This window comes from Cupriavidus sp. C3SS-1 (assembly GCF_057073755.1).
Genome location: NZ_CP172699.1, coordinates 1817854 through 1834630 on the forward strand (window position 1 = coordinate 1817854; position 16777 = coordinate 1834630).

Genomic DNA, 16777 nt, shown 5'->3' on the forward strand with positions numbered 1-16777 from the left:
ACGCTTTAGATGGAAAGGCCGCGGGCCGCCCGCCCATGCCCCCGCGACGCGGGCCGGCGGCCACACTCGGCTTACTGCTTACTGCTTGATATCGATCTCGTCGAAATTGAACGAGCCGTCCGGCATGACATACGCGCCCGTCAGTCGCTTGCTGCGCGCGAACAGCACCTTCTCGGTCACCAGGAAAGCCCATGGCGCGTCCTTCCAGATGCGTTCCTGCGCGTCCTTGTACAGCTTGGCCTTCTCACCGCGATCGGTCGTGCGCAGCGCGCCGGCGATGTCGGCGTCGACCTGGTCGTTCTTGTAGTACGCGGTGTTCAGCAGCTTCGGCGGCATCGATTCCGAGGCCAGCAGCGGACGCAGTGCCCAGTCGGACTCACCGGTCGACGACGACCAGCCCACGTAGTACATGCGCACGCCGGCGTCTTCCGGCTTCTGCACACTTTCGACCTTCTCCACGCGCTGGCCGGCTTCCAGCGCCTGCACGCTGGCCTTGATGCCGACCTGCTGCAACTGCTGCTGCACGAACTGGATCACCTTCTGCGCGGTGGTGTGGTTGTAGGCCGACCACAGCGTGGTCTCGAAGCCGTTCGGATAGCCGGCCTCCTTGAGCAGCGCGCGCGCCTTGGCCGGGTCATACGGCCACGGACCGAGCTTCTCGGCGTAGTCCACGCCCGCCGGCACCACGCCATCGGCGGGCACGGCGTAGCCGGCAAAAGCCACCTTGGCCAGCGCGTCCTTGTTGATCGCGTAGTTGATCGCCTGGCGCACCTTCGGATCATTGAATGGCTTGACCGTCGTGTTCAGGCTCAGGTAGCGCTGGATGATCGACGGCGCGGCGACCAGGTCCACCTTGGGGCTGTTCTTCAGCACCGCGGCCTGCTCGAACGGAATGCTGAAGGCGAAGTCCGCCTCGCCGGTCTGCATGATGGCCGCGCGCGTGTTGTTGTCGACCACGGGCCTCCAGTTAATGGTGTCGATCTTCGGATAACCGGTCTTCCAGTAGCCGGCGAACTTCTTGCCCTTCAGGTGATCGGGCTGCTTCCATTCGACGAACTCGAACGGGCCGGTGCCGACCGGATGGAAGGCAATCTCCTTGCCGTACTTTTGCAGCGCCGCGGGCGAGATCATCACGGACGACGGGTGTGCCAGCACATTGATGAACGGCGAGAACGGCTCCTTCAGCGTGACCTTGACCGTGCTGCTGTCCACCACATCAGTCCTGGCAACGCGGTTGAACAGCGTATAGCGCTTGAGCTTGTTGGCCGGGTTGGTCACGCGGTCGAGGTTGGCCTTCACAGCGGCGGCGTCGAAGGTGGTGCCGTCGTGGAACTTGATGCCCTTCTTGAGCTTGATGGTATAGGCCAGGCCGTCCTTGCTGACGTCATAGCTTTCGGCCAGCACGTTGACCAGCTTCATGTCCTTGTCCAGGCCGAACAGGCCCTGGTAGAAGCTCTTGGACACGGCTTGCGACAGCGTGTCGTTGGAATCGTACGGATCCAGCGTGGTGAACGTGGAAGCGACGGCCATCACCGCATCCTTGGCGGCAAAGGCGGACACCGGCGCCAGCGCGCCCATCGCGCCGGCCATCAGCAGCCCGGCTACCAGCCTGGGCGAAACCATCCGTGCAGACATCTCGATTCTCCTTGGATTGACTTGCGTTTCAGTAGGCACCGCCAACGGCGTGCCGGGCAACAAAGTGGCCGGTTCCTGCGCTGCCGGCGACCGGCACCAGTGGGTGCACCACCGGTTCGTCGCCGACCGCACGGATCGGGCTCGGGATTTCATCGGACAGCGGTTCGCGCCGCAGATGCCGGCGCGACGGATCGGCGATCGGCACGGCCGCCATCAGCTTTTTCGTGTACGGGTGCTCCGGGTTCTCGAAGATCGCGCGGCGCGGGCCGATCTCGACGATCTGCCCGAGGTACATCACCGCCACGCGATGGCTCACGCGCTCCACCACCGCCATGTCGTGCGAGATGAACAGGAAGGCAATGCCCAGCTCGCGCTGCAGGTCCAGCATCAGGTTGACGATCTGGGCCTGGATCGACACGTCCAGCGCGGACACCGACTCGTCGGCCACCACCACCTTCGGGTTGAGCGCCAGTGCGCGTGCGATGCAAACGCGCTGGCGCTGCCCGCCCGAGAACTCGTGCGGATAGCGCGCCGCATGCGAAGCATCGAGCCCGACCTTCTCCAGCAGCCAGGCGACGCGTTGCTCGGCTTCCTTGCCGCTTGCGACCTTGTGCACCAGCAGCGGCTCCATGATCGAATAGCCGACTGGCACGCGCGGATCGAGCGAGGCAAACGGATCCTGGAAGATGAACTGGATATTGCGCCGCAGGTGCTGCAAGGCGGCGCCTTCCATGCGGCTGATATCCTGGCCGCCGAACTCGACCGTGCCGCTCTGGCTTTCCACCAGCCGCAGCAGCGAACGACCGGTGGTCGACTTGCCGCAGCCAGACTCGCCGACCAGCGCCAGTGTCTCGCCCGGATAGAGATCGAAGCTAACCTTCTCGACCGCATGGACGCGCCGCGCAACACGGCCGAACAGGCCGCCCGGCACGTCGAACCGTGTCACCAGCTCGCGCACGCGCAGGATCGGCGTGGCTTGCGGAGACACGGTGTCCTGCGGCGCCGCTGGCACAGGTATGGCATCGCCAACCTGCAGCAACTGGAACTTGGCCGGCAGGTCGGTGCCCTGCATGGCGCCAAGTCGCGGCACGGCGGAGAGCAGCGCGCGCGTGTAGGGATGTGCCGGGGCGCGGAACACCTCATCCGAACTACCCTCTTCCACTTTTTCGCCGCGGTACATCACCAGCACGCGGTCGGCCACTTCGGCCACCACGCCCATGTCGTGCGTGATGAACACCACGCCCATGTGCATCTCCGCCTGCAGGCCGCGGATCAATTGCAGGATCTCGGCCTGGATGGTCACGTCCAGCGCGGTGGTCGGCTCATCGGCAATCAGCAATGCGGGCTTGCACGACAGTGCCATGGCGATCATCACGCGCTGTCGCATGCCACCGGACAACTGGTGCGGGAAGCGGTCCAGCACGCGCTTCGCTTCCGGAATGCGCACGAGTTCCAGCATGCGCAGCGCCTCGGCGCGCGCGGCGGAGCGGCTCTTGCCCTGGTGCAGGCGGATCGATTCCGCGATCTGCTCGCCCACCGGGAACACCGGGTTCAGCGAAGTCATCGGCTCCTGGAAGATCATCGCCACGTCCGCGCCGCGCACGCTGCGCAGCGTGGCATTCCCAGCGCGCGCCAGGTCAATGATCTCGCCACTGCGCCGGCGCAACGCCATGCTGCCCGACACGATCTTGCCGCCGCCATGTTCGACCAGCCGCATCAGCGCCAGCGAGGTCACCGACTTGCCGGAGCCGGATTCCCCGACCACGGCCAGCGTCTCGCCACGGTCGACGTGGAAGGACAGGTTGCGCACGGCTTCGACGGTACGCTCCGAGGTGGCAAAGCGGACGGTCAGGCCGTCCACCGACACCACGCGCTGCGGCGGCAGCTCAATGTTTGCTTGGGAAGAGAGTTCAGCCACTGGCACCCCTTGGATTGCTGCGGGAATTGCTGAAAGGGAACGGCGCGCGTCGGGCGTCAGCCGTAGATCGACACGCTCACCGGGCCACTCGCGCGGGCAAAACCGCGGTACATGCCTTCGGTGTTGAACGGCAGCGTGACGTTGCCGGCGCGGTCCACCGCGATCAGGCCGCCGCGGCCGCCAATGGCGGGCAGCTTCTCCATGACCACGCGGCGCGCGGATTCTTCCAGCGACAGGCCGGCATAGCGCATTTGCGCCGCGACATCGTGCGCGGCCACGGTGCGGATGAACATTTCACCGGTGCCCGTGGCCGAAACGGCTGCCACGTCATCGGCATAGCAGCCCGCGCCGATCAGCGGCGTATCGCCGACGCGGCCCACCTGCTTGTTGGTGACACCGCCCGTTGACGTTGCCGCGGCCAGGTTGCCGAAGCTGTCGCAGGCCACGGCGCCCACCGTGCCGAACTTGCTGTCCGGATCGATCGGATCAGCCTTGCCGGAGAGCGCACGCGCGGCCAGCGTGGCGGCATCGTGATCTAGCAGCGCCATGCCCTCCACCGCGCGGGCACGCTCCCATTGCTCGTAGCGGGCTTGCGTGTAGTAGTAGTCGCGCGATACCAGTTCCAGCCCATGTGCCCGGGCGAAGGCTTCGGCGCCCTCTCCCGCGAACAGCACATGCTCGCTGTGGTCCATCACCGCGCGCGCGGCCAGCACCGGGTTGCGCAGACGTGTCACGCACGCGACCCCGCCGGCGTCGAGCGTCGCGCCATCCATGATGGCGGCATCGAGTTCGTAGGTGCCGGCATGCGTCAGCACCGCGCCCTTGCCGGCGTTGAACAGCGGGCACTCTTCCAGCAGCCGCACGGCTTCGGTCACCGCATCGACGGCGGTGCCGCCGCTGGCCAGCACGCGCTGGCCGGCCAGCAGCACGTGTTCGAGTGCCTCGGTGTATTCGCGTTCGCGGGCGGGGTCCATGGCGTTGCGCGTGATGGTGCCGGCGCCGCCGTGGATGGCAATGACTGCTTGGTTCATGGGAGGCTACGCTTTGAGATGCTTGGAAGAGTTGCGGCGCACGGCACCGGGCTCGCCTTCGCCGCCGGCTTGCGACAAGGGCTGCGCTGCCGGCGTGCTGGCCGCGCTACCGGTATTGCCGGCATGGGCGCCGTACAGCCAGGGCAGGAGGAATTCGGTCATTTCGGCAGCGGCCTTGACCGGGCGCTCGGCCCGGTGCGCCACGGCGCCGCACAGCGCTTCGATCAGGGCCAGCACGGTGGCGTCGGAATTGGCGGACAGCCGGTTGGCGGCCTGCGCGTAGAGCGCGATATCGGCGATCGGCGCCAGCGGCGACGTCGGGCCGTCGGTCAGCGCGAGCAGTTGCGCCCCGCGTGCCTTGGCGCGCTGGGCCAGTACTACCGTGTCGGACACATAGCGCGGAAAGGCAATGGCAATCACGAGATCGGCCGGGCTCAGCTTGAACAGCTGGCGCGCCGCGTGCGATGCGCCGCCCGCACCCGCAACGGAAGTCACCACGCGGCAATGCATTTCCAGCCCGTGCTGCAGCAGGCCTGACAGATAACCGCTGGCACCGAAGCCGGCGATATAGACACGATCCGCGGCAAGAATCGCGGAAACCGCGCGTTCGCAGGCATCCGCGTCCAATGCCCGGCGCGTGGCCTCGAGGTTGGCCGCGGCATCGTCCAGCGATGCGGCGAAGGCTTCCGCAGCCGTGGACGGCCGCTCCAGTTCCGAGCGCAGGCGCTCCACAGGTGCCAGCGTCGCCTCGAATCCGCGCACCAGTTCCGCGCGGAACTGCGGATAGCCGTCAAACCCCAGCGCACGCGCAAAGCGGTTGGCCGTGGCGACCGACACCTGTACCGCGGCCGCAAACTCGTCGATGCGCATGGTCGCCGCGCGGAACGGATTGGCGAGCACGTACTCGGCCATGCGTTGATGTGCGGGCGTCAGCGCAGGCAGGCTGCGTGCAATACGTTCGGAGATCGAGGTGCCATCCGGCATGGTGTCGGGCATAGGCCGATGTGGAAAATCAGGCATCAGTCACAAGTCTGCAATGAAAATTAATTTACACGCAGACGCAAAACAAGAAAATAGAGATTTCATTGTTCGAGGGTAATCCCTAGGCTTCGCCGCTATCCGCACGGGGGGTGCCTGCTGGAAACGCTACAATGCCGGCCAGCGCCTATGCCGGGCTGCCTCGCGCTTTCGCGCCGCTTTCCGCCGTTTGCCCCGTTACCGACGTTCCTGCCTTCCTCGTGATCCGAATCGACCAGCTTGTCCTCCAGCGCGGCACCAAGGTGCTGTTCGACCACACCAGCGTGACGCTCAATCCGGGCGAGCGTGTGGGCCTTGTCGGCGCCAATGGCAGCGGCAAGTCCACCCTGTTCGCGATGCTGCGCGGCGAGCTGCATCCGGATGGCGGCGACCTGTCCGTCCCGGCGCAGTGGCGCATTGCCCACGTGGCGCAGGAAACGCCGGCTGTGGCCCGCAGCGCGGTGGACTATGTGATCGACGGCGACACACGCCTGCGCGAGATCGAAGCGGCCATCGCCGAAGCGCAAGCGGTCGGCGACGGCAGCGCGGAGGCCGAGGCCCATGCCGGCTTTGCCGATGCCGACGGCTACACCGCGCCGGCCCGTGCCGAAGCGCTGCTGCTGGGCCTGGGTTTCACGCTGGCGCAGGTGTCGCAGCCGGTGTCATCGTTCTCGGGCGGCTGGCGCATGCGCCTGAACCTGGCGCAGGCGCTGATGTGCCCGTCCGACCTGCTGCTGCTCGACGAACCAACCAACCACCTGGATCTGGACGCCATCGTCTGGCTCGAAGACTGGCTGGCGCGCTACCCGGGCACCCTGGTCATGATTTCGCACGACCGCGAATTCCTGGACGCGATCTGCAATGTCACGGTCCATATCGAGAACCAGCAGCTGCGCCGCTACGGCGGCAACTACACGCTGTTCGAGACCCTGCGCCTGCAGCAGATGGCGCAGCAGCAATCGGCCTATGTGCGCCAGCAGAAGGAAATCGCGCACCTCGAATCGTTCATCACGCGCTTCAAGGCCAAGGCCACCAAGGCGCGCCAGGCGCAAAGCCGCGTGAAGGCGCTTGAAAAGATGGAGCGGCTGGCGCCGGTCCACGTCGCGGCCGGCTTCGCGTTCGAGTTCCGCGAACCCGATGCGGCCCCGAATCCTATGATGGTGCTGGATGGCGTCGACTGCGGCTATGCCGAGGCCGATCCGCCGGTGACCATCCTGCACAAATTGGCGCTGTCGATCCAGAACGGCCAGCGCATCGGCCTGCTCGGCGCCAACGGCCAGGGCAAGTCGACACTGGTCAAGACCCTGGCGGGCACCCAGGATCCGCTGACTGGCAATCTGCGCCTTGGCAAAGGGCTTCAGATCGGCTACTTCGCCCAGCATCAACTCGAAACGCTGCGCGATCACGACTCGCCGCTGCAGCACCTGGCCCGGCTGGCGCCGGACACGCGCGAGCAAGAGCTGCGCGACTTCCTCGGCAGCTTCAACTTCCGTGGCGACATGGCGACCGCGCCGATCGAGCCGTTCTCGGGCGGCGAGAAGGCCCGGCTGGCGCTCTCGCTGATCGTCTGGCAGAAGCCCAACCTGCTGCTGCTCGACGAGCCGACCAACCACCTGGACCTCGACACGCGTGAAGCGCTGACCATGGCGCTGGCGCAGTTCGAAGGCACGCTGATCCTGGTCTCGCACGACCGGCACCTGCTGCGCGCCACCGCCGACCAGTTCATGCTGGTCGCCGACGGCACCATCAAGCCGTTCGACGGCGATTTGGACGACTACCGCGACTGGCTGCTCCAGCAAGCCGCAGCCAAACGCAATGCCGCCGTGGCCGCTCACCAGGCGGAATCGGGCGGTGCGTCAGCGGGGGTCAACCGCAAGGACCAGCGCCGTGCCGAAGCCGACGAACGACAACGCCTCGCGCAACTGCGCAAGCCTCTCACCAAGGAACTGGAAAAGGTGGAGAAGCGCATGGCGGTGCTGCAGACCGCCAAGGCAGAGATCGACCAGTTCATGGCCGACGAGACCAGCTATGCCGAGGCCAACAAGTCCAGGCTGATGGAAATGCTCAAGCGCCAGGGCGAAGTCAATGGCGAGCTGGAAACACTGGAAGAGAAATGGCTGGAACTGCAGGAGCAGATCGAGCAGATTGTGTGAAGGGTTTTAGTCCCCTCCCTTGCCACGACCTTATCGAAGGTCGTGGGTAGAAAGAAAAACCGGCGCCTGATGCGCCGGTTTTTTTGTTTTCCCTCAGCGGAAATTTTTCTCGCGCCGGATCAACCCGACCGCCAGCGTCAGCGTCAGGATGAACAGCCAGATCAGTGACCAGGCCGGCACCGACAGGCCCAGCACCGGCGGCAGCGGCGCAGTGCACAGGCCATCGGAATAAAACACCTGCGGCAGCACCTTGGCGGTCGGCAAGGCATTGACCCAGTTTTCGAGCGGGTCGATGCCGCAGCTCGCCTTGGGGTTCAGCAGCAGCGACACGTGGTACACGGCCACGGCAATGCCGCCGACGCCGGACAGCATGCCCAGCCCCTGCCACAGCGAACGCGTGTTCTGCGCAATGGCCGCGAGCAGCGAGAACAGGCCGATGCCGATAAAGGCGAACCGCTGCATGATGCACAGCGGGCAAGGCTGGTACCCCTTCTCGAACTGCAGGTAGAGCGCAAAGCCAACCATCCCGAACGAGATGATGGCAATCAGCAGGAAATAGGCGCGGGAATTGGCTTGCATAAACGGTGGATGGATCGGGATCTCTGTGGCCAGGTTGCCGGCGCGGGGCCGCTCCGGCTGTTGGTCGGCATTATTACCGATTTTGCGAAATGTCCTCTTTGGCGGACGCGCGAATCGCCGGCTCGTGCCATGTGGCGGATTGCCGCAGGGATGCCCATGGCCTCAGCTGGAACGCTGCACCCCGGCTTCCCACTTGTCACGCGACAGGCGGAAAAGGCGATGGAGCCGTAGCGGATGCCCCTCAGGCAGCGCAGGGTGTTCGAACGGGATCGCTTCCTCATGCATGCCCAGACGTTCCATGACCGCGCGCGAGCGCTGGTTGGCCAACGCCGTGAATGAAACGATCTCTTCCTGGCCAATCTGTTCAAACCCCACCGCCAGCGCCGCACGCGCGCCCTCGGTGGCGAAGCCCTGCCCCCATGCGTCGCGCGCCAGGCGCCAGCCAATCTCCACGCAGGGCGAAAATGGCAAGGTCGCCGCGGGGACGTTGAGCCCGACAAAGCCGATGAAGGCGCCGTCCGCCTTGCGCTCGCAAGCCCAGAAGCCCCAGCCCAACGAGTCGATCTTCTCGCGGCAGCGCGCCGCCAGCCCGTCGCTCTCCGCGCGGGTCAGCAGCGCGGGAAAGTAGCGCATCACCTCGGCATCGGCGTTCAACGCAGCAAACGGCGCATAGTCGGCGTCGCGCCATTGGCGCAGGCACAGGCGCGCGGTTTCGATTTCGATCAGATCGGCCATCGGTCAGTCGAGATGGCGCACGCGATCGATCGCCTGCTCGATGCGTTCAACGGCGATCACGTCAAGCCCGTCGATCTTCTGCTTGGGCGCGTTGGCCTTGGGAATCACCGCCAGCGTGAAGCCGAGCTTCGCGGCTTCCTTCAGCCGCTCCTGCCCGCGCGGGCTGGGACGGATTTCGCCGGCCAGGCCCACTTCGCCGAATACCACCAGGCCACGCGGAAGCGGCTTGTTGCGCATCGACGAATGGATCGACAGCAGCACGGCCAGGTCCGCCGCGGGCTCGGTGATCTTCACGCCGCCCACCGCATTCAGGAACACGTCCTGGTCAAAGCACGCAATGCCCGCGTGCCGGTGCAGCACGGCCAGCAGCATCGCCAGCCGGTTCTGCTCCAGGCCCACGGCCAGGCGGCGCGGGTTGGGCACGTTGGCGGTATCGACCAGCGCCTGCACCTCCACCAGCAGCGGGCGCGTGCCCTCCTGCGTCACCAGCACGCAGGAGCCCGGCACGGTCTCTTCATGCTGCGACAGGAACAGCGCCGACGGGTTGCTGATGCCGCGCAGGCCGCGCTCCGTCATGGCGAACACGCCAAGTTCGTTGACGGCGCCGAAACGATTCTTGAATGCGCGGATCAACCGGTGCGAGGAATGCGTATCGCCCTCGAAATACAACACCGTATCGACGATGTGCTCGAGCACGCGCGGACCGGCGAGGTTGCCCTCCTTGGTCACGTGGCCGACCAGGATGATGGTGGTGCCGCTGCTCTTGGCAATGCGCGTCAGTTGCGCCGCGCATTCGCGCACCTGCGCGACCGAGCCCGGCGCCGAGGTCAGGGCTTCGGAATAAAGCGTCTGGATCGAGTCGATCACGGCCACATCGGGCTTTTCCGCCTCCAGCGTGGCCTGGATCTTCTCGAGCTGGATTTCGGCGAGCAAGCCCAGCGTCGGACTCTCCACCCCCAGGCGCTGCGCGCGCAGCGCGATCTGTGCGCCGGACTCTTCGCCGCTCACATAGAGCACGCGCCGCTGTGCAGCCAGGTTCGCAAGCGCCTGCAGCAGCAGCGTCGACTTGCCGATGCCCGGATCGCCGCCGATCAGCACCACCCCGCCCGCGACGAGCCCGCCACCGAGCACGCGGTCGAATTCGTCGATCCCGCTCGAAAAGCGCGGCACGTCCGCGGCATCGATCTCGGAAAGCTTGAGCACCGTGGCCGATGCCGCCAGTGGCTGGAAGCGCTTGCCCGCCGTGCTGCCCTCCGACACGGTCTCGACCAGCGTGTTCCATTGGTTGCAGTGCGGGCACTGGCCGGCCCAGCGCGGCACGGTGCCGCCGCATTCGGTACAGGTGTAGACGGTCTTGGTCTTGGCCAACGGAAGATCCTTGAGGGTGAGTGCCGGAAACGCCACGGCCGGCCATCCGTGGGCGGCCGGCCGTCAGGACAGGTCGATCCTTGCCGGGATCAGGCCAGGAGGGGCGACGCGCTGTCCGACGCGGTGATGGTCGCCACGGTGGCCGGCACGCGCGGCGCCAGCGCGCACATCAGCTCGTAGCCGACCGTGCCGCTGGCCCCGGCGACATCGTCGATCGGCAGGCCCTGGCCCCACAGCGTGACCGGGCTGCCGATCCTGGCTTTCGGGCACGGCCCCAGGTCCACACAGATCATATCCATGGAAACGCGGCCGATCAGTTCGGTGCGCACGCCATCGACCAGCACCGGCGCGCGGTTCTCGCCCCAGCCAACGGCGTGGCGCGGGTACCCGTCCGCGTAGCCGCAGGCCACCACGCCGATGCGCATCGGCCGGTCGGCGGTGAACATGGAGCCGTAGCCGACCGTATCGCCGGGTTGCAGGTCCTGCACGGCAATCAATTCGCTGTGCAGCGACATGGCCGGCTGCAGGCCAACCCCGGCAATGTCGGCCTCGCGGCCGGTGGGCGAGGCCCCATACAGGATGATTCCGGGCCGAACCCACGCACGGTGGACCTCCGGATGCCACAGCACCGCGGCCGAGTTCGACAGGCTGGCCTCGCCCGGCAGGTTCGCGGTGGCGGCATCGAAGGCCGCGACTTGGTGGGCGATGCCGCGCGCGCTGTCGGCATCCGAGAAATGTGTCATATGGACGATGCTGCCCACGCACGGCATCGCACGGGCGCGTTCCCACGCGGCGCGGTACTGCGCGGGCTGGAAGCCCAGGCGGTTCATGCCGGTGTTGAGCTTGAGCTGGATCGCAAGCGGGCCCTTCGGCCGCGCGCTCTCCAGCATCCGGAGCTGATCCTCGCAATGGATCGCGGTGGTAAGCCGGTATTGTTCCAGCAGCGGCACATCCTGGGGCTGGAAAAAGCCCTCCAGCAGCAGGATCGGGCCCTGCCACCCGAGGTCGCGCAGTTGCACGGCCTCATTCAGGTCCAGCAGCCCGAAACCATCGGCCGCGCGCAGGCCGGCAAAGACGCGGCGCAGTCCATGGCCGTAGGCGTTGGCCTTGACCACGGCCCAGACGCGCGAGTTCGGCGCGTGACGGCGCGCGATTTCCAGGTTGTTGGCAATGGCGGGTTGGTGGATGACGGCGTGAATCGGTCTTGGCATGAAGTGACATCTCGCAAGGCATGCATCGCTGCCGCTGGAAGCATCCTTCCAGACGCGCAGTGTGAGTCGGGCGTCATGTCCGGCATGGTCATGCACCAGATCAGGGAAGACCCGGTATTCGGCTAGCGATGCGTATCCGTTATTTGAACACACTCGCGAGCGCCCACCCGCAATTCCCGGGGAATCGCGGAGCGTCTGCGCTGTCAAACTGGCGCCTTTGCGGATTCAGGATTGTCGTGTTTTCGTGATATAAAGCCGGACGCTCAGGCCATGTTCTAAACGCGAAGCAATATGTCAATGACGGTCAGGCAAGCGGCGCAGCGCTCACGCGCGGCGTATGAGACACAATTCGACGCGGCCGCAGCCCAGGGTCCCCTGCAACCAACCATGGCAACGCCGGTGGGCGTAGCCCTTCCCAGAGCGCACGACGGACGCGCTGGAGACAAAGTCGAAAGCATGAAGAAGGGTTTTTACACCATCATGGCCGCGCAGTTTTTTTCGTCGCTGGCCGATAACGCGCTGCTGATCGCCGCCATTGCCCTTCTCACCGAGTTGCATTCCCCGCAGTGGATGACTCCGCTGCTCAAGCTGTTCTTCGTTCTCTCCTACGTCATCCTGGCCGCGTTCGTCGGCGCCTTCGCCGACTCCATGCCCAAGGGCCGGGTGATGCTCATCACCAACGCCATCAAGATAGCGGGCTGCGCCATCATGATGTTCGGCCTGCACCCCCTGCTCGCCTACGGCATCGTGGGCTTCGGCGCGGCCGCGTACTCGCCGGCCAAGTACGGCATCCTGACCGAGCTGCTGCCCCCCGAAAAGCTGGTGATGGCCAACGGCTGGATCGAAGGACTGACCGTGGGCTCGATCATCCTGGGCACCGTGGTGGGCGGCGCGCTGATTTCGGTGCACATTTCGCAGCTCCTGCTGCGCTTTGATATCCCTTACATCGACACGGGCATCAACACGCCGGCCGAAGCGGCGATGGTCGTGATCATGCTGTTTTACGTGATCGCCGCCATCTTCAACCTGTTCATTCCCGATACCGGCGCACGCTACCCGCAACAGGAAAAGAACCCGATCAAGCTGATCGCGGAGTTCGGCGACTGCTTCGTCGCGCTGTGGCGCGACAAGCTCGGCCAGATCTCGCTGGCCGTGACCACGCTGTTCTGGGGCGTGGGCGCCACCCTGCAGTTCATCGTGCTGAAGTGGGCGGAAAAATCGCTGGGCCTGAACCTGTCGCAGGGCGCCCTGCTGCAGGCCGTGGTCGCCGTGGGCGTGGCTGTCGGCGCCATCATGGCGGCAGCGCGCATTCCGTTGCGCAAGTCGCTGTCGGTGCTGCCCTTTGGCGTGGCCATGGGCGCCACCGTGATGCTGATGGCGTTCTACACCAAGGACGCCATGCCGCAGATCACGGTGGACGTGCTGGGGCTGCATATGCCGCTGTACATGGCCATCGCCTACGTGTTCCTGATGGTGGTCGGCGCCATGTCGGGCTACTTCGTGGTGCCGATGAACGCGCTGCTGCAGCACCGCGGCCACGTGCTGCTCTCGGCCGGTCACTCCATCGCCGTGCAGAACTTCAATGAGAACGTCTCCGTGCTACTGATGCTCTGCCTGTACGCGCTGCTGATCAAGGTGAACGCGCCAATCGGGCTGGTGATCGTCGCGCTGGGCCTGTTCATCTGCATCACCATGGCGCTGGTCATGCGGGTGCACAAGTACAACGTACGCACCTTCAACTCGCTCGCCATGATCGGCGAGGACAAGCACCACTGATTGCCTCGCCGGCGCCAAAGGCGGCGCCGGCCGGGATCTACCCGGCAGTCGCGGCAATGGCCGCACGGGCGCGGGCCCGCTGCGGCCATCCATCCGGCACCACGAACCCGCGCGAGCGCTCGCGCCAGCAGCCCGGCGCCTGCGCGCCGGCCGGTTCCATCTCGCACAGCATGATCGGTGACTCGCGGCGCCAGCCGTGGTCGGGATGCGGATCGGCAAAGCGCTCGGCCAGCGCCTCGCGCAGGGCGTCCGCCGCTTCGGTCTCGCCCTCTTCCAGCAGCGCGCCGGACAACCAGCCCGAGCGCGACAACCGGCACCAGCGCGTGCCAGCCGCCTGGCCGGCGCGCGCATACCAGTCGTCGAGCGTGGACCACCAGCCGTGCAGGTGGTTGCCCGCAATGCCCAGGCGGTCCAGCCCCTCGGGCACCAGGCCGTCGCGATAGAACAGCCACCCCAGCAGATAGACCTCGCTGCGGTCGACCGCCCTGCCCAGCAACCCGCGCGCCTCCGCGGTCCTGGCCAGTGGCAGTTGCCGGTGGACGATATGGTCGAGCTTGTCGCCGAGCCTGTCGACGAGGTTCGGCCCGACAAACCCGCGCAGCCCCAACGCTTGCGTGTCATCGGCATCGGCCATCAGGTAGAACTTGGCGGCCATTTCCCAATGCACCACCTCGCCGCTGCCCTGGTCCCGCCAGACGAAGTCGAGTTCGCCAAGGGTCTGGATGCCGTGCCCATGCGCGCGCCTGACCGGTACGTTTGCCGCCAGCAATTCCAGCCCCTGCGCATGGCGCAGCGCGAACTGCAGCAGGCGTTCGGCATGACGCCCAAGGCGCAGGCTGCGGGCGCGGCCGGGCTCTTCGGGCAAGGCATCGGTAATGCCGTTGGCAAGTTCGGCAATGGTGGCGGGAAGGCCAGCGGGGTCTGCCTGGCCCAGCCAGTGCTCCCAGGCAGCCTGGGTGCCAGCGGGCCAGCGCGCCAGTCGCGCGCCGCTGTCACCGGCGGCGGGCAGGCCTTGTAGCAAGGTCGGCGACAAGCTGCACCAGGCCAGGTCGCGCGTGCGTTGCGACAGCGCCTGTTGCCACAACGGCGCCGGCGGCGCATGCACGCCGTTGCCGCCGTGGCTCAGCGAAAGGTCAGGCCTGAGCTCCCGCACGGTCGTGTATCTCGCGGGCCAGGCACAGGTCCTCCCACGCGCGCGCCTTGTCGGTCAGCGTGCGCAGCAGGTAGGCGGGATGGTAGGTCACCACCACGGGAATCCCCTCGTAGCTGTGGACCGTGCCGCGCAGCTTGCCGATCGGCGTGGTGGTGCGCAGCAGCGACTGCGCCGCAAAGCGGCCCAGTACGACAATGACCTTGGGCCGCACCAGCGCAATCTGCCGCTTCAGGAACGGCTCGCACTGCACGACCTCGGCCGCTTCCGGGTTGCGGTTGCCCGGCGGACGGCACTTGAGCACGTTGGCGATGAAGACATTGCGACCGCGCGCGAGGCCCAGCGACCCCAGCATATTGTCCAGCAGCTTGCCGGCCTGGCCGACGAACGGCTCGCCCTGAAGGTCTTCGTTCTCGCCGGGCGCCTCGCCGATCAGCATCCACTCCGCCTGGCGATCGCCAACGCCGAACACGGTACGGGTGCGCGTCTCGCACAGGCCGCAAGCCGTGCACGCCGCCACGGCGGCATCGAGCACGGGCCACGCCATGGCTGCGATCTCAAGCTCGCGGTCGGGAACGGCAGCGGTGCGCGCGGGCTCGGCTACGAAAGCGAGAGCGGCCTCTTCAAAGTCCGGCACCGACTCCATGACCACGGCCGAACTGACTTCCCCGGGCTCAGGCGCCTGCAGGGGTTCGGCTTGCGCCTCGGGTCCGGCCTGCAGGGTGGCTGAGCGGTCAGGTTGCGCAGCGGCCTCCTGCGGCGCGCCCACCGGCTTGCGCGGCACCCACTCCGTGGGAATGCCAAGGACCTCCAGGAACTGTGCGCGGCGGCTCATGCTGCGTCCTCGTTGCCGGGCCAGGTCCGGCGCAGCACCAGCGCGTCTTCACGCACGTTGCCGGACGCGGGATAGTAACCTTTGCGCCGGCCGATCTCGACGAAGCCTGCCTCGAGGTAAAGCGCCAGCGCTCCGGTATTGGAAGGCCGCACTTCCAGCAGCATCGTATGCAGGTGGTGCGTCTGCGATGTCGCCAGCGTCACCGCCAGCATCAGGCGACCGAGCCCCTGCCGCTGCCGGTGCGGATCCACGGTGATGTTGAGCAGATGCATCTCGTCGACCACGGGCATCAGCACGGCATACGCCACGAGCGTGCCGGACGGATCGCGCAGGGTCAGGCCCATATGGCCCGCCTTGATGGAGTTCTCGAAATTGCCGCGCGTCCAGGGATGGCTGTAGGCGCGGGATTCGATCTCCGCCACCGCCCGCAGGTCCAGCGCGGACATGCGGGCAAGCGCCCAGCCGTCGGCCAGCACAGGCATGACCGGAATATCGGGCCACGCCGACGACACGGCTGTATCCGGGCTGTAGGTCACGCTCACGACTGGCTCCCGCCGGCCGCCTGCGCGGCGGCCTTGGCAGCAGCAGCCGCTTCGCGCTCCTCGATGGTCTGGGCGACCTTGTCGCGCAGGTAGATCGGCATGGCCAGCGCGGCATCGATCGCCTCGCCGCGCGCCAGGGCCCGCAGCGCGATGGCCACCAGCGGCTGCGCGTGGGGCATGGCCTCGGGCAGCACACGCGTGGCACGCGCCAGCCCGGCCAACCGTTCGCCAAAGACCGTGCCGGCGTTGCCGGCCACCCAGAATTCGCCGGCGGGCAAGGGCACGGTTTCCGGGGGACCCACCTGCATCCGCGTCTCTGTTGCCCATTCGCGCGCGGCGGCGTCCCAGCGGAAGGCGGCGGAATAGGCTTCATCCATGCGCGCATCCAGCGCGACCAGCACGGACACCTCAGCCGGCAGTGCAGGCGTGGCGCCGCGGGCGCTTTCCGCGCATGCCATCAGCGTATTGACCGGAATGACCGGCAACCCGGCGCCGAAGGCCAGTCCCTGGGCCACGCCGCAGGCGGTACGCAGGCCAGTGAACGAGCCCGGGCCAGCGCCAAATGCAATGGCTGCACAGTCGGCCAGCGCAATGCCGGCTTCGGCCAGGAGTTCACCGGCCGCGGGCAGCACGCGTGCGGAAGACCGCGCGCCGGTATGGTCATGGCGAGACCATGACTCGACCGCGCCATCGGCCGTGGCACGGCCCAGTGCAACAGAACACCACTCGGTGGAAGTTTCGACAGCAAGAATCCAAGACATGGCGCGATTGTAGCCGGTGGCGCCCCAAATCGAGTCCTTCCTCGGTTTTTTGGCAGGCCTGCGTGC

14 protein-coding genes are annotated in these 16777 nt (G+C 66.6%); 2 read left to right on the plus strand and 12 right to left on the minus strand.

Annotated elements, in window-relative coordinates; all coding sequences use genetic code 11:
* Window positions 1–78 precede the first annotated feature (78 nt).
* From gsiB to ACIGJC_RS08395, 4 genes are read right to left on the minus strand one after another with little or no spacing between them, the layout of a single operon-like run.
* Window positions 79–1635, minus strand: coding sequence for a glutathione ABC transporter substrate-binding protein GsiB (gene gsiB, locus ACIGJC_RS08380; protein WP_483708302.1), 1557 nt, complete (start codon window positions 1633–1635; stop codon window positions 79–81).
* A gap of 28 nt (window positions 1636–1663) precedes the next feature.
* The gene (locus ACIGJC_RS08385) at window positions 1664–3553 is read right to left on the minus strand and encodes a dipeptide ABC transporter ATP-binding protein (protein WP_483708303.1); all 1890 of its coding nucleotides are present in this window, start codon (window positions 3551–3553) and stop codon (window positions 1664–1666) included.
* Window positions 3554–3609: 56 nt separating this feature from the next.
* A complete protein-coding gene (locus tag ACIGJC_RS08390) occupies window positions 3610–4584 on the minus strand; it encodes an isoaspartyl peptidase/L-asparaginase family protein (protein ID WP_483708304.1) in 975 nt (324 codons plus the stop codon).
* Window positions 4585–4590: 6 nt separating this feature from the next.
* Window positions 4591–5568 (minus strand): MurR/RpiR family transcriptional regulator, encoded by a 978-nt coding sequence (locus ACIGJC_RS08395; protein WP_483711496.1) that lies wholly within the window; start codon window positions 5566–5568, stop codon window positions 4591–4593.
* 254 nt (window positions 5569–5822) lie between these two features.
* On the opposite strand from ACIGJC_RS08395, the gene ACIGJC_RS08400 reads away from it, so the two are divergent.
* On the plus strand, window positions 5823–7754 hold the full coding sequence (locus tag ACIGJC_RS08400; RefSeq protein ID WP_483711497.1) for an ATP-binding cassette domain-containing protein: 1932 nt from the start codon (window positions 5823–5825) through the stop codon (window positions 7752–7754).
* Between the two features lie 93 nt (window positions 7755–7847).
* On the opposite strand, the gene ACIGJC_RS08405 is transcribed toward ACIGJC_RS08400, so the two are convergent.
* From ACIGJC_RS08405 to alr, 4 genes are all read right to left on the minus strand, one after another.
* Window positions 7848–8333 (minus strand): disulfide bond formation protein B, encoded by a 486-nt coding sequence (locus ACIGJC_RS08405; RefSeq protein WP_483708305.1) that lies wholly within the window; start codon window positions 8331–8333, stop codon window positions 7848–7850.
* A gap of 162 nt (window positions 8334–8495) precedes the next feature.
* Window positions 8496–9068: a GNAT family N-acetyltransferase gene (locus tag ACIGJC_RS08410; protein WP_483708306.1), complete on the minus strand. Its 573-nt coding sequence runs from the start codon at window positions 9066–9068 to the stop codon at window positions 8496–8498.
* A gap of 3 nt (window positions 9069–9071) precedes the next feature.
* Window positions 9072–10436, minus strand: a complete 1365-nt coding sequence (gene radA / locus ACIGJC_RS08415) for a DNA repair protein RadA (protein WP_483708307.1) — start codon at window positions 10434–10436, stop codon at window positions 9072–9074.
* An 89-nt stretch (window positions 10437–10525) separates the two neighbouring features.
* The gene (alr, locus tag ACIGJC_RS08420) at window positions 10526–11647 is read right to left on the minus strand and encodes an alanine racemase (protein WP_483708308.1); all 1122 of its coding nucleotides are present in this window, start codon (window positions 11645–11647) and stop codon (window positions 10526–10528) included.
* 456 nt (window positions 11648–12103) lie between these two features.
* Between alr and lplT the strand changes: the two genes are divergently transcribed.
* A complete protein-coding gene (lplT, locus tag ACIGJC_RS08425) occupies window positions 12104–13423 on the plus strand; it encodes a lysophospholipid transporter LplT (RefSeq protein ID WP_483708309.1) in 1320 nt (439 codons plus the stop codon).
* 37 nt (window positions 13424–13460) lie between these two features.
* On the opposite strand, the gene ACIGJC_RS08430 is transcribed toward lplT, so the two are convergent.
* From ACIGJC_RS08430 to tsaB, 4 genes are read right to left on the minus strand one after another with little or no spacing between them, the layout of a single operon-like run.
* Window positions 13461–14576: a DUF1853 family protein gene (locus tag ACIGJC_RS08430; protein ID WP_483708310.1), complete on the minus strand. Its 1116-nt coding sequence runs from the start codon at window positions 14574–14576 to the stop codon at window positions 13461–13463.
* Window positions 14557–15408 (minus strand): uracil-DNA glycosylase, encoded by an 852-nt coding sequence (locus ACIGJC_RS08435; protein WP_483708311.1) that lies wholly within the window; start codon window positions 15406–15408, stop codon window positions 14557–14559. The genes ACIGJC_RS08430 and ACIGJC_RS08435 overlap by 20 nt, the downstream gene beginning before the upstream one ends.
* Window positions 15405–15890 carry a ribosomal protein S18-alanine N-acetyltransferase gene (gene rimI, locus ACIGJC_RS08440; protein ID WP_483711498.1) on the minus strand — a complete coding sequence of 162 codons (486 nt, stop codon included), beginning with the start codon at window positions 15888–15890 and terminating at the stop codon, window positions 15405–15407. Before rimI ends, ACIGJC_RS08435 begins: the two co-directional genes overlap by 4 nt.
* 56 nt (window positions 15891–15946) lie before the next feature.
* Entirely contained in the window at window positions 15947–16711 is a 765-nt protein-coding gene (tsaB, locus tag ACIGJC_RS08445) for a tRNA (adenosine(37)-N6)-threonylcarbamoyltransferase complex dimerization subunit type 1 TsaB (RefSeq protein WP_483708313.1), read from the minus strand.
* Between the last annotated feature and the right edge of the window lie 66 nt (window positions 16712–16777).

Bases quoted from the DNA above. Each gene is read 5' to 3' on its own strand.
- alr (WP_483708308.1), bottom strand. From the start codon at position 11,647: ATGCCAAGACCGATTCACGCCGTCATCCACCAACCCGCCATTGCCAAC.
- ACIGJC_RS08395 (WP_483711496.1), bottom strand. From the start codon at position 5,568: ATGCCGGATGGCACCTCGATCTCCGAACGTATTGCACGCAGCCTGCCT.
- ACIGJC_RS08435 (WP_483708311.1), bottom strand. From the start codon at position 15,408: ATGAGCCGCCGCGCACAGTTCCTGGAGGTCCTTGGCATTCCCACGGAG.
- ACIGJC_RS08410 (WP_483708306.1), bottom strand. From the start codon at position 9,068: ATGGCCGATCTGATCGAAATCGAAACCGCGCGCCTGTGCCTGCGCCAA.
- tsaB (WP_483708313.1), bottom strand. From the start codon at position 16,711: ATGTCTTGGATTCTTGCTGTCGAAACTTCCACCGAGTGGTGTTCTGTT.
- ACIGJC_RS08390 (WP_483708304.1), bottom strand. From the start codon at position 4,584: ATGAACCAAGCAGTCATTGCCATCCACGGCGGCGCCGGCACCATCACG.
- rimI (WP_483711498.1), bottom strand. From the start codon at position 15,890: ATGCCTGTGCTGGCCGACGGCTGGGCGCTTGCCCGCATGTCCGCGCTG.
- lplT (WP_483708309.1), top strand. From the start codon at position 12,104: ATGAAGAAGGGTTTTTACACCATCATGGCCGCGCAGTTTTTTTCGTCG.
- ACIGJC_RS08405 (WP_483708305.1), bottom strand. From the start codon at position 8,333: ATGCAAGCCAATTCCCGCGCCTATTTCCTGCTGATTGCCATCATCTCG.
- gsiB (WP_483708302.1), bottom strand. From the start codon at position 1,635: ATGTCTGCACGGATGGTTTCGCCCAGGCTGGTAGCCGGGCTGCTGATG.